The following is a 12,893-nucleotide window of genomic DNA, read 5'->3' as shown; positions in this document are numbered from 1 at the left end:
TTGTACAGGCTGGTTTTTTTGGTTAAAAATTGGTGTGGTGGCTACCCTTGCCACACCTTTTTTTTATCAAAATTAAAAAATAATAATAAAATCCTTCACAGCGTAACGACTTGAAAATCAACTACTTACAAAGCAAATAATAATATTTTATAAAACACTTACTTTGTATTGCAAACTTAATGAGATTAATTTCCGTTATTTTATTAACTTTGCTAACGCAATAAGCACTTTTACTCGAACAGGTGCTTTTTTTAAATCAAATTTTTAACTCTTCATTCATTTCAAACATACATAATGAAGTAGTAAAAACAAAAAATCCTTTTCGGTTGGCGACCAAAAAGGATTTGAATGTTTTTATTACCAAAAGGCATAAAATAAATAATAGTGCAATCAAAAATATTTCCGTGTGAGAGCGTAGTATATTTTTTTGATTAAGTTTGAATTGTGTGATACATTTATACGACAAATGTACCGTAATAACAACGACAAAGATACGCAAAAGGTTTGGAAAAACCAAAAATTTTACACTTCAAAAGAAGCGACAGCAGCAGCTCCCACAGCAGCGCAAAAGTACAACAAGACAGCACAATTTTTTGAGAAAGTTAATGACTTCTTAGATAGCGACCCCAAACGCCTCGAGCAATGGTCTGTACTAAATATTTTGCAAAACAACAGCAGAATACAGAATTTTAATGATAATGATATTTCTTTCTACTTCAATAAAAGCCGTGGGTTTTGGCAAGTGAAAGACCACCGTACAGGGGACACTTTCAGTCCTTTAGAGTATGCAAATAATTTTCTTAACTTTAATGGTAATCTAAATGACTTTGTAGGTAAGTTTTGCCTTAATATAGGAACTTTAGATGATTTTCTAAGTGATATTACAGTTTCTAAAGAAAGTGTCTTAAAACGCATAAAAAAGGCTAAAGAAGAAAGAAAGAGAAAAACAGCAAGTAAGAAAGTAAATAAAATCAAAAAAAGCAGCTTTCACTTTCAAGACTTTACAGAAACCAACAAAACATATTTATTAGAAAAAGGGAACATTTCAGAAACGACAGCAAAGAAGTTTTTGAAGAGTGTAGATAGTATTGATTTGTTTTGGCAGAACTCCCACACCAGCACACCAGCACACCAAAATAATAAAAATGTTTTTGCAGTAGAAATAGTAAAAAATGAGTGTTATAAGGTCTTAGACAAAGATTTGAAAAAGGTTTGGTACTATCCAAACTTAGATACTGCAAAGGAAAAGATAGATAAAGATTATATTTACTCGTTTGGATTGAATGAGTTAAGACCAGCAGAACCAGCTTTTTTAGTTGGTGGCGAAATGGATTGTTTGGCATTGATACAGGCTGGTTATAATGCTTTCACTTTAGGCACGGAATCAAAAACACTACCAGCATACATACAGGATATTCTAAGAAGTAAAGGCATTACAGAAATTACAATCTGTTACGATACGGACTTTACAGGTGTAAGCAATGGTTTTGCCTTATCTAAAGAAGTGTATCAAAATATTAATTTTAGGCTGGTTACGCTGCCAAAACTGACAGTACAAACGCATAAATTTGATAAGAAGAAAAAGAAATTTATAAATGCTTTCACTAAAGAAGAAACCAGCACACCACCAGCAGCAGTAACTGAAAAGCCTGTACACAATGATATTTGTGATTATATTTCGCTTTATCGTTTTGATTTTGATTTAATGAAGGTATTAACAAAGAATTGGAATGTTGTAAAAATAGGTAGGTATATTGGTAATACGCTTACTAACAATCCTATTGTTTTGGAAGCAATAACAAGCCAAAAAACCATTCAGTTTAATTCAGAAATGAATACAGGGAAAAGTACGGCTATTGTAGAACTCGCTAAATTTTTACATTTCTTCTTAAATAAGAAAATCATTTTTTGTACACAAAGAAACATCTTAGCAATTTCAGAAGCTGCCAAACATAAAAAGCCTGTTTTTATTAGCGATACTTTTGAAGAAGAAGCTGCAAAATTAGAAAGTGATATTGATAATAATGATATTCTTTACTGTAATGCAAACAACCTCAAAAAGCTGGTAAACCTTTGTAAATCATTAAATATTGATTTTCATATTGTTATCGACGAACCTCAATTACTTTCAAAAGACACCTCGATAATAAATAGACATAAAGTATTAAATGAAGTATTCAAAATCATTGAAACCGAAAAAACGATACTCATTACTGGTACAAAAAAAGAGATGGTTTATGATAATCAAGTAGTAAATTTTGATTTTATTTCTACTAAGAAACAAGAAGAGATTGAAACAACTGTAATTGTAGAGCCGTCGCAAAACAAACGCTTACAAATTGCTATTGATTTACTACTAGAACACCATAAAAACAATAAGAAAGCCCTTTTGATGGTAGATAGTATGGAAGTGATAAGAACCATTGAAAGACGTTTAAAGATGGAAAATACAGGTGCTTATATCATTGCATCAAAAAAATTACATAAAAAGGAAAAGGAATTTTTAGCAGAACTAAACACACCAGCCGAAAATAAAGAAGTTGGTAGTTTCTCATTCAAAGACTACCAGCAGTACCCTTTTATTATAGGAACTAACTTAATTAGTACAGGGTATAGCGTTTTTACTGACAAACCAGCAACTATTATAAATTTTGATAATAGTAATGGTACAGCTTTCGACGAATCTACCAGCTTACAATTAAGAAAACGCATAAGAAACAATGATACTAGCTTAAAAGATAACTTCAAAGTAGATTATATAGTAATTACTTCTTCATTGAATCAAATCAAGGACAGTAAGGATTTAGTCAAGATTAACAAAGAAGAGATTATCGAAAAGGCTAAAAGATGTATGAATTTTTGTAATGAAGAAAATAACAGAAGTGAATCAAAATTTACAAAAGACCTTTTCTATTTTGAACACCTTAAAAATGCGTTTCTTTATTGGAATGAAGAAAATAAGAGTTTTGAGGTTAATTACGCACTTATACAGGAGCAAATAGAGAAAGTTAGCTTAAAAAATGGCAGTCCTTTAGTACATAAACCTAAAAAAATAATCTATCCTGTTAATGAGATAGAAGAGATAGAAGAGAAAACTGAAGAAGCGAAAGAAGAAATAAAAGAAGAAAAACAAGACGATAGTAAATATATAGCTTTCTTATATTTATATCATTTTCATTTTTTATGTAAGTGTGTGAATGAAGAAACAAAAGACAGCAGACTAAAAAAAGAAACCAAATTTTATGTAGAAACGACAGCAGAAAATGAAGAAGTAGAAAACGAACTTGCCAAAACTGGTCTTAATCCTAATCAGTTGGTTATGGCAGAAAAATTACTTGAAAAGCATTTTAATCTATTGTACAAAGTATTTGAGAATACTGAAAAAGTGAAAGCCGTTTTAGTCTGTATTGATAAGAAAACAAACGAGCCAAAACTGACAGCTACAAATACATATAAGAAAGAGTTAATCAAATTTGAATTAGACTATCTATTCTCTATTAAAAACCCTAATAGATATCATAAAAAGGATATTGAATTAAAAGCAAAACAAGTAAAGGAACTTGAAAAGAAGTTATTACTGCCTATTCAATTAGATACGCTGGTACAGGCTTATAATAGTGATAAAGAGATACACAAACAAAAGAGTAAGTTAGAATTAAATACCTTCATTGAATACTTTTTTGAAGTCGGAAACCCACGCATCGAAAACAAAGAAACTGGTAAAATGGAAAGACACAAAACTGGTACATTGAAAGACGAATTTAAAACACTCTTCAAAAACTTCTTTGCTGCCAAACAAAAAGAGAAAGAAGAAGCTAATAAATCAAAAGACGATTTTAAGGCACTATTTAAGGACGTGTAAGCCATTAAAAATTACCACGATTACAGAATACTATTATAGCAATAGAAATACCTAATCGTGGTAAAAAAACAGCCTTTAAACTATCAAAAACGCTCTTTTATTCATTTATCTAATCACTTTTAAAAACCTGTCAAAAATGAAGAGAAATAACCGAAATTTTACAGCAGCATACAATGATAAAATGAGTTACTATTTTGCCTTTGCCTTATTCCTTTCGGCTGGTGATGTTCCTTTACAAATTGTACCTACTCTTATCTTTCGGCTTTCTATCAGTATAGTTTTAATCACTCCCAAACCAAACTCCCAAAAAACATGAACGAGTATAGAATCAAAAAAGTAAGTGAATTAGCTGCAAAAATGCTTATCAATGAGATGACAGAATTAAATTTTTACCAACTACATTATGATTATCTGACTTTCAAAGACAGTATCTTTATAGAAAGAGAAAGAAGAGCCTTTGCAGCCGAAAAGGACACGGTACAGGCTTTTAAAGCTGCCATAACTTCAAACATAGCCAAACGTTTGGGCTTCTCTTCATTTTTGACAGTAGGTAAAAGTCAAACATACGATACGTTAATAAATAATAGCTTTAAAGATGCTGGTTTGCGAAAAGGAAAAGGGGCGCAACCTTCAAAACTGAATTTGTATAATTTGCTGCCAAAAGATACTTTTATCAAAATTGATTGTGGCAATAGAAGAGTAGAATTAATTATCAATGGTGCTACTGTCAAAACAGCCTTTGCAGACCTCACACCACCAGCAAAACGAGTAATAAGGAATAATCACGTAAATACCAGCCTTTCTCTATTCTCTTAATCACTTTGTACTAAAAAGTACTTCATTTGATGTAATAAACATATTGTTAATTCATATAGCTTTTTTGAAGTTTTTACATTTAAAAAGCCGTTCCATTGACTTGAAACGGCTTTTTTGTGCCTAAAATTAAATATAGCTATTCAGTAAATAGTCTGAATAGTCTGTACTATTTCCAAACAAAAAGAACGATTAACAGGATTGTCAGTAGAATAAGAATAGCAGCAGCAACAGTAAAGCCGTTATCATTATTTTGCGCTGGTGGTGGTGCTGGTACAGTACGGACTTCTTTAATGGAATCCACCAACAAAGGCACGGAACTATCAATTTTGTTAGATAGGCTGGTTTGCAGCGTTTGAATTATAATGTTTTGTTCTGACTGTCTTTGCAGTAGCTTATCTATCTGACTGTCTTTTGAATTTATCTGACTGGTTAAAAAATCAATCTGACTGTTTAGACTATCTATAAGTCTGTCATCACTACCAGCAGCACCAGCAGCTGAAAGACTACCAGCCATATTATTTGGCTCGGCTTTTTCGACGTGTGGTGGTGTGCGTACTTTTGTGCTTTCCTTTAATTTGAAATGTTCTTTAAGAAGAGAATACTGAATTATGTATTTATTTGACTTCTTCTTTACTCGTTTACCAGCTTTTTCTTTTCGACACAATCTTTGAACTGAAGAGTAAGAAGTATCAAAAATTTCTATTGCCTTGCTTATTTGTAAAAATTCGTCTTTCTCTAATCGTTCCATTTTTTGATTGATTTGTGTGATTAGTCAAAATTAGTAAAAAGCAGTCAAAAGACAGTCAGTAATTTTATCAAAATTCATATTGTTTTATAAAAAAAGGAAACGATAATTTTAAAGTAAAAAAAAATGAGTACGGACGGTTTTGGATTTGGAATGGCTTTTCATATCACAGGGAACGCCAAAGAAGAAGCAATGAAGTTGCAAGAAACCTTCAAAGGTTTAATACAGACTACTGACAGGTTAGGGAAAAGCTACACGGACGCAACCAATAGAATGGCAAAACAAAGCCTTTCTAAATTAATGGATTTGGGACAGGGTGGACTTAATCAAATTTCGGACGTGGTGGGTTTGGCTGGGGACTTCGAGCAGCAAATGAGTAGTATAAAAGCCGTTACACAAAGTAATAGTAAGGAAATGGCAGCCATTCAAAAAGAAGTTATGGCTGCCAGTGGTGCTACTGAATTTAGTGCAATGGCAGCAGCAAACGCATACGAGGAACTAACAAAGGCTGGTTTGGACAGTTCAAAGATTTTGGGGGGTGGTCTGAAAAGTGCCTTAGATTTTGCGACGGCTAGTGGATTGGATATTGTGAAAGCTGCCAAACTCGGTGCTGGTGCATTAAACGCCTTTAAACAGGACGGTATGGACTTTAAACGAGCTAGTGATTTGATTGTGGGTGCTGCCAACTCGGCTGGTACGAACGTAAGCGAAATGAGCTATGCCATTAAACAAAGTGGTGCAGTTGCTGGTGATTTGGGAATGAGTTTTGAGGATTTGAACGCTGGTTTGGGTTTATTAGCACAAAATTTTTTGACAGGTTCGGACGCTGGTACTTCTCTAAAAACATTCTTGCAACGCTTACAGCCTGACACAAAGAAAGCGAAAGCCGAAATGGAAAAGTTAGGATTAATCGTCGACGGAAATAATCAATTTTTTGAAAACGGAAAAGTCAAAAATATTGAAGGTTTGGCAAATGCTTTACAGTCTGCCTATAAAGGAATGAGTGAACAGGATATGGGCGCAAGTATGAAAACTTTGTTTGGTAGTGATGCCATAAAAGCAGCGTCCGTACTTGCCAAAAATGGTGGTGCTGGTATTGCAGCCGTGCTTGAAAATATGAAAAAATTTAGCAGCTCTGCCATTGCTGAGGAAAAATTAAATAATTTCAATGGTGCAGTTACTATTTTTAAATCTAACTTAGAAAACCTCAAAATTACACTTGGAACGGCTTTATTAGCACCTCTGAAGAGCTTTGTAGATATTGGAACGATAGCAATTCAAAAAATGAAGGCGTTTGCAGAAACGAGTACAGGACAAAATTTAATGCGTTTTGGTAGTGCTTTTATAGGAATTGCGACTGGTGCTGGTATGGCTATTTTTGCCTTTGCCAAACTCAAAACCTTAATAAGTGGTCTTATGCTAACTTTTAAGGCTAGTACAATAGTAGCAAGTGGCTTTATTCTGCCTATTATTGCTGGTGTAACTGCCATTGCTGGTCTGTTTGTTACTGTTACAAGTGGTGTCGAACACTTTAATAATTCTCTTCATAACATAGGCAAGGCTGGGGACGATTTGAAACCTGTTAATAAGGTTTTAGCAACAATAGGGGGACTTTTTACTGGCATAATGACTGTTTTTAGCAGCAGCACTAGTGAAGGTTTTTCACTCCCAAAAGATATGAACGACCAACTCGAAAAGTATGGAATTTTAGGAATAGTTAAAGAGTTCGGTTTCTTCTTTGCTGGTGTCAAAAAAGCCTTTAAGGAGGGTATGCCTATACTTGAAAAGATGTTAGAGCCTTTGTTCAAAACTCTTTCAGATACTTGGCAAGATTTAAAGCCTGTTTTATCTGAATTATTCACAGCTTTTGGGTCTTTATTTGGGGACACGGACGGTGCTAGTGGCTGGGCAAATGCTGGTAAAATTGCATTTGGAATTATTGGCGTGGGTATTCGTTACGCTGCAAGTGGTTTGCAACTTTTGGCTATTGGAATACAGAAAGGTATAGAGTTTTGGAACAAATACAAAGAAGAAATAAAAGCCGTTGCTGGTACAGTTTGGGACGTAATACAAACAATTTTTGCAATTAGTACAGCACCCTTACGACTGTTTTATAGTTTAGGAACTGGTCTTGTAGATATGGTGCAAAACGGATTTGGTAGTGGCTGGGAATCCTTCAAAACTACCTTTTTGCAGCAAGTTTATGATTTGATTGATATGCTACCGTTTGGAGATAAGATTTTTGAAATGACTGGAATGGTGCGACCACCAGACTATAAACCGAAAAAAGATTATGGTTTTGTAGATAAAAACGACCCTTATGCAGCAAGTCCATTGAAACGTTCTTTCTTTGAAGAGAATAACATCGAACCTAAAAATGGGAACTCTCTTAGTGCCTTATCAAAAATGCAAGATGTTAATGGACAAACAACAAAAGAGCTTTCTAAAAAACAGGCTGGGACAGAATCTACACAATCTTTTAATACAAAAGGAATAGAAGAGCTTTTAAGAGAGATTGCAGCCAAACCAACCGTTTTGGAGATGGACGGAAGAAGAATGGCAGAAGCAATAAATGAAGTAAATAGAAGCATTGCAAATAGTAGCTACTGATAATCAATGACTAATCAATTAACTAACCAACTAATCAAATGACTGAATTAGATATAAAAAAGGCTCTTACGCTTATTAAAAAGCGTTTTCCTAAACAAATCAGCACTAATCATTTTGAGTATTCAAATAAAGAAAGTGAAGGGAAAAGAACTTGTATTTTGCATAGAAAAGGCAAAGATATTTTTCTTCTCATTCATAACTCACACGTTCCAAAAACAGAGGAAATAGAAGCGTTTGGACTGCTACAAGATGGCTACCAACAAATGATTTTTGCACCTCAAAAACTGTCAGATTTGAAAGCAATTTTGAATAGTTTAGGTAGATAGATTGTAGTTTTTCATATAATTAAATTTTGATTGTTAAAGCCTTTTTACATTGTAGAAAGGTTTTTTTTGACTTGTAATTATTTACCTACTCATTATGTTTTAATAATAGATGATTCATTTATATACTTTAAAAGTTTACCTTTTTTAATTCGTTTTTGAATAAATTTTGGTATCAAAAAATCTAGTCATTTTGTGATTAGATTTTTTTTCTTTTTTCTTCTTCTTCTTCAAAAAAAAATAATGGAAAAATTATTGAAATACGGAAAATTAATTGCTACTGACAATCAAAATTTTGACGGTATAGAGCTATACGCACTCACAGCAGCACGTACAAAGAAAATCTACTTTTATATACAAGATAATAATGATAGTGAAGAAAAAGACGAATCTTTGAAGCTCACTATCATAGTGAGTGGCAGAAATAAAGAAGAAAGTAATACAGAGCCTATACGACAGTCTTTTGTTATTAAAAGATTGAAATTCATAGACTTTGTTTTGATGTACATTACTCAAAATATTGTGAATTTTGAAGAGTTTGACGAAAATAAGCTATCTATTTTCTTAAATAAAATTGATAAGAATCTGAAAACAATTCAAAAAAGAAAAGGAAATGGCAGAGGCTACGGCCTAAATAAGAATTTCAATCTAATAGCTAGATAAGCTCCCTAACACCAGCAGAAAGACCAACTAAAAAAAAATAGTTGGTTTTTTTAATTATAACTTTAATAACTTGTATAAGTTATTAAAGTTATGTATATTTGTTCTTTATCCAAACCTACTAACTCACTCATATTCAAAATTATGGCACAGCAGAACCCAAAAGGCGACACAATACGCACCACAGTATCGCTAAAATTAAGTAGTGAACAACTCAAAAAACTTAAAGCAATGGCAGATAAAGAAGAGCGTTCTGTATCTTTTGTAGTCAGTAAAATTGTAGAAGAAAAGCTCGATAAAACAAAATAATCACTTGTAAATCAATCAATTATGAATACAAAAAGCTATTATAATTTAATGCGTTTTCATTCCGAACAAATAGATTTATTACAGACTCAAATAGATAAAAAACGCTATTCAAATAACCTTTTGAGTTTTTATAAAAATGATTTTGAGCTTTGTAAAAATGATAGACTTGAAAAAACGGAAAAGAAACCTTTGAATATTTAGAAAAAAATCCAAAAGAGTGTGCACGGATTGATACGTGGGGGTTTAAGATTTTGGCAGACCTTTACATTTACAATCCAATAGCAGAAAATGAAATGTTAGAAAATTTTAATCTTGCTGTAAGTGAAATGTAGAATATTAGACAAAAAAAACGGACTTAGAAACGAGTTGCAATCGTAACTAAGTCCTAATCATAATCAATCAATTATCAGTTCCAAACCTCAAATTTTATTAACTATGAAATTCTTCGATATCATACGAAAGAGTTCAAACGCTGCCTTAAATGCTGTTAGAAATACAGCTATTTACGATTTTGCAGAAGAGAAGCTCACACCTCAAACTTATGCAGAAACGGCTCGACCGTTGTTCCTACTATCAAAACACTTTTCAAATCTTTATCATTTCATGTCTTTTTCTGTCAGCTTTTTAGGCATATTCCTAATAGCAGAGTCGTTAAAGAATTGGATATACTTCATTATCCTTATCGTCTTAGGATTGGTGCTATTTGCTGTCATTGAGATAGCAAAAAGCAACACCTCACACCACGTATTTAGCAGCATAGCAAGAAAAGAAAAATCTAATAGTTTATTTCTTGCAATCCTAATAATTACTACTCTATTTTCTTTCTTCTTATCTGTCTATTCTGCTAATAAAGCCGTTTACTTTTATAGTACGAACGACAAATTTAGTGAAAATGTCAGTATGCTACAAACAAATGTAGATAGTATAAACAATCAATTTTCTACACAAATTAGCAGCATTGAAACGAGTTTACAGACTTCTCAAAACACACTTGAAAACACTAATAACAAGTGGTTACGCATTGCAGCAAACAAAGATATTGAAACCTCTCAAAAGGCACTTACAGACGTTTTAGCAGCCAAAAAGAAAGCAATAGCAGAAGTAGAAGAGAAGCACAAAGAAAGCACTACCAGCACCAGCAGCGATGGGCAGGACGTGGCAAAGATAGCAGCCTTTGTATTTGGTGTTTTTGAGTTACTGAACATCGTCGCTTATTATTTTTATTATCTGTATTTGTCTAATTGTCTATTAGAGAAAAACGGCGTTTTGGCTGGTGTGGGTACTAACACGCCTGTTAATAACCAGCCTGTTATTACACCCTCGTTTACAATGCCCTCGTTTACGACACCAAATTACACCACACCAGCACCAACAAATCACACCACCACCACCAGCCGAAAGATAGGTTTTGAATATGGCAGTAACTCCCCTGTTAATACTCCCACGCCTTCACAGACTGGTAGAACTACGTATAGCAGCAGCTTTAAAATTGATACGTGTGAATTTTCCCATTGTGGCAAAAAGTACGATAGAAAGGCACATAATCAAAGATTTTGTTCCAAAGAATGTCGTATTCGAAACTGGGAACTCGAAAAAGGTATAAAATTAAATTTCTCTAAAAAATCAAAATAACTTTCAATTATGAAAAATAATAAAAGAATCAATTACAGCCGAAAACTGTCAGATAACGTGCGTATAGACTTGTTTAAAATCATTTATGAGCAATTCTTTGAAGGCTCGTATGATAAGGATAACCTCGACCAACAGCAGGACGCATTTAAAAAAATAGGTACTCTTCTCAAAGAAGTATCTGAAAATTTCAACAATCAAATAGAAACAAAGCAAGACTTAATCCGTGTATTTTTTGCACATTACTATATTTTATTCCCAAATATGCCTTCAAACGTTGGTGTGCTAAATGAAATAGATTTGATGTTACAATTACAGCAAGAAATTATCTTGTTAGAAGCGCAAAAAGACGATTTGAATGAAGAAAACAGGGTTTTGAAAGAAAAAGTAAGACAGTTAGAAGAAGAGAAAGCAGAGCATAAATCTTTGTTTTCTTATCATTCTCAAAATAGGAATTGACACTTTTTTAACCTTCAAATTGCTTTATAAATGTAAATGAAGTGATAGAAATGATTTGAAGAAACGACCGACAAAAGGTCGGTCGTTTCTTTTTTTTTCTCTTCTTCATTCACACAAATCAAATCATTCAATCAAAATTTACAACAATGACAGCAGAAAACAGGCTATCCAATACTGCCGTACCGTATGCCTTACAAGATTTTTTCAATAGAGTAGGCATAAACATAAATGTTACAGCTTTTCGCAATTTAAGCGCAAATAACGAGGTTTTAATTCAATTTGACACAAAAGAACCTTTGACACAAATAAAGGTCTTAGAACACGTTTTACAGCCTTTTAAAGAACAAAGAGATATGTTTGTAATATCTACTTTAGAAGAAGAGAAAACCGTTTTGGCAGCCTTAAAGGCGTTTGACAAAGAAAGTAAAGAGTACTATCCACACCAAAAAATAGAAACAAAAGATTTTGAACGTGTCCGTTACTTCATTGATAGCGACAATCTATTGACAGCTTTCCTCTTCAAAACTAAGAACATAGACAGATACAAAGACTATCAAAAGAACTTCAAAAACGACTTTCTTCACCAGCAAGACCAAAAGAGAAAGCATTTTATAAACTCAAATTTTGAGATGTTTTTTTCTAATTCTATTGTAGATTTTGATATTTTCAAACTCTTTTCGGTACAGCTCACAGCCGAGCCATCACAGGACAACCAACTGAATAAAATAATAAATCAAATCAATTACAAAATGAACATAGACACCGTTTTCACGACTTTAGAGAACTTTTCTTTGAAGTTATGGCAAGACTTACACTTTAGAGTAGATTTTGATACTGTAAAGGTTTTAGACACCAACAAAAGAGAATTTGCGCTCGACGTTGGCTTTTCCTTCATTCAGAATCATAAAGACAGCATTACTTTTTTAGGAAAGCATATTTTTAAGCACACTACCAGCACCACCACCAGCGCCAACTTTGAAGTAGAATTGACTGAAGAAGCACAAAAAGAGATACAAGAAACATTTGATTTGTTCACAAATGACAGGTTTGTTTCTACTCAAATGCACTGCCAAAAAGTAGGCACGTTCAAAAACAAGTCTGTTTATCCACCACAAAACCGTGAACATTTATTGATTTTCTCAAATGAAAATGATATTAGAATCTACTTTGTTTTTGACAAAACACAGGAGGAGGAAAAAGACGACATAAACGCCTTACTAGCTAATAGAGAGCAGTTTTTGAGAGATAACTATCAAATCTTATTAGAAAAAGAAAATGGAAATAGGCTGGTTTTTGAGGTGCTACGATACACTATAAAAAGCCCGTACTTTGCTGGTAGATTGAAAGAGATAGGTACAAAAGCCGTGAACATTGAATCTTTGCAGAAAGAAGAGCCTAAACTTATAGAAAAAATTAAGGAGTTAGAAAATGTACTCTTTACAGATACCGAAAATTAAAAAAATCGTCAAACTTAATCTAG

12 protein-coding genes are annotated in these 12,893 nt (G+C 33.0%); 11 read left to right on the top strand and 1 reads right to left on the bottom strand.

Going from position 1 to position 12,893, the window contains the following annotated elements:
- Window positions 1-466: 466 nt before the first annotated feature.
- The 3 genes from WAF17_RS22610 (at window position 467) to WAF17_RS22600 (ending at window position 4,678) form a co-directional block, all read left to right on the top strand.
- Window positions 467-3,862: a toprim domain-containing protein gene (locus tag WAF17_RS22610; protein WP_338770430.1), complete on the top strand. Its 3,396-nt coding sequence runs from the start codon at window positions 467-469 to the stop codon at window positions 3,860-3,862.
- A 136-nt stretch (window positions 3,863-3,998) separates the two neighbouring features.
- On the top strand, window positions 3,999-4,178 hold the full coding sequence (locus tag WAF17_RS22605) for a hypothetical protein (RefSeq protein ID WP_338770427.1): 180 nt from the start codon (window positions 3,999-4,001) through the stop codon (window positions 4,176-4,178).
- On the top strand, window positions 4,175-4,678 hold the full coding sequence (locus WAF17_RS22600; protein ID WP_338770425.1) for a hypothetical protein: 504 nt from the start codon (window positions 4,175-4,177) through the stop codon (window positions 4,676-4,678). Before WAF17_RS22605 ends, WAF17_RS22600 begins: the two co-directional genes overlap by 4 nt.
- 166 nt (window positions 4,679-4,844) lie before the next feature.
- Here WAF17_RS22600 and WAF17_RS22595 read toward each other — a convergent pair whose 3' ends face one another.
- Window positions 4,845-5,426, bottom strand: coding sequence for a hypothetical protein (locus WAF17_RS22595; RefSeq protein ID WP_338770423.1), 582 nt, complete (start codon window positions 5,424-5,426; stop codon window positions 4,845-4,847).
- Window positions 5,427-5,549: 123 nt separating this feature from the next.
- On the opposite strand from WAF17_RS22595, the gene WAF17_RS22590 reads away from it, so the two are divergent.
- The 8 genes from WAF17_RS22590 (at window position 5,550) to WAF17_RS22555 (ending at window position 12,870) form a co-directional block, all read left to right on the top strand.
- A complete protein-coding gene (locus WAF17_RS22590) occupies window positions 5,550-8,033 on the top strand; it encodes a phage tail tape measure protein (protein WP_338770449.1) in 2,484 nt (827 codons plus the stop codon).
- 38 nt (window positions 8,034-8,071) lie between these two features.
- Complete coding sequence (locus tag WAF17_RS22585; protein ID WP_338770447.1) at window positions 8,072-8,359, top strand: hypothetical protein; 288 nt, start codon at window positions 8,072-8,074, stop codon at window positions 8,357-8,359.
- A gap of 240 nt (window positions 8,360-8,599) precedes the next feature.
- Window positions 8,600-9,019, top strand: a complete 420-nt coding sequence (locus WAF17_RS22580) for a hypothetical protein (RefSeq protein ID WP_338770444.1) — start codon at window positions 8,600-8,602, stop codon at window positions 9,017-9,019.
- A gap of 141 nt (window positions 9,020-9,160) precedes the next feature.
- On the top strand, window positions 9,161-9,325 hold the full coding sequence (locus WAF17_RS22575) for a hypothetical protein (protein WP_338770442.1): 165 nt from the start codon (window positions 9,161-9,163) through the stop codon (window positions 9,323-9,325).
- A gap of 21 nt (window positions 9,326-9,346) precedes the next feature.
- Window positions 9,347-9,526 (top strand): hypothetical protein, encoded by a 180-nt coding sequence (locus WAF17_RS22570; RefSeq protein WP_338770440.1) that lies wholly within the window; start codon window positions 9,347-9,349, stop codon window positions 9,524-9,526.
- Window positions 9,527-9,760: 234 nt separating this feature from the next.
- Complete coding sequence (locus tag WAF17_RS22565) at window positions 9,761-10,957, top strand: hypothetical protein (RefSeq protein ID WP_338770438.1); 1,197 nt, start codon at window positions 9,761-9,763, stop codon at window positions 10,955-10,957.
- A 9-nt stretch (window positions 10,958-10,966) separates the two neighbouring features.
- Window positions 10,967-11,413: a hypothetical protein gene (locus tag WAF17_RS22560; protein ID WP_338770435.1), complete on the top strand. Its 447-nt coding sequence runs from the start codon at window positions 10,967-10,969 to the stop codon at window positions 11,411-11,413.
- A gap of 146 nt (window positions 11,414-11,559) precedes the next feature.
- Window positions 11,560-12,870: a hypothetical protein gene (locus WAF17_RS22555; protein WP_338770432.1), complete on the top strand. Its 1,311-nt coding sequence runs from the start codon at window positions 11,560-11,562 to the stop codon at window positions 12,868-12,870.
- Window positions 12,871-12,893 lie beyond the last annotated feature (23 nt).

Origin of the sequence: Bernardetia sp. ABR2-2B, from assembly GCF_037126435.1 — a bacterium.
Lineage (GTDB): Bacteria > Bacteroidota > Bacteroidia > Cytophagales > Bernardetiaceae > Bernardetia.
The sequence above is the reverse complement of the archived record's forward strand: the minus strand, read 5'-3'. Positions and strand labels throughout refer to the sequence as shown.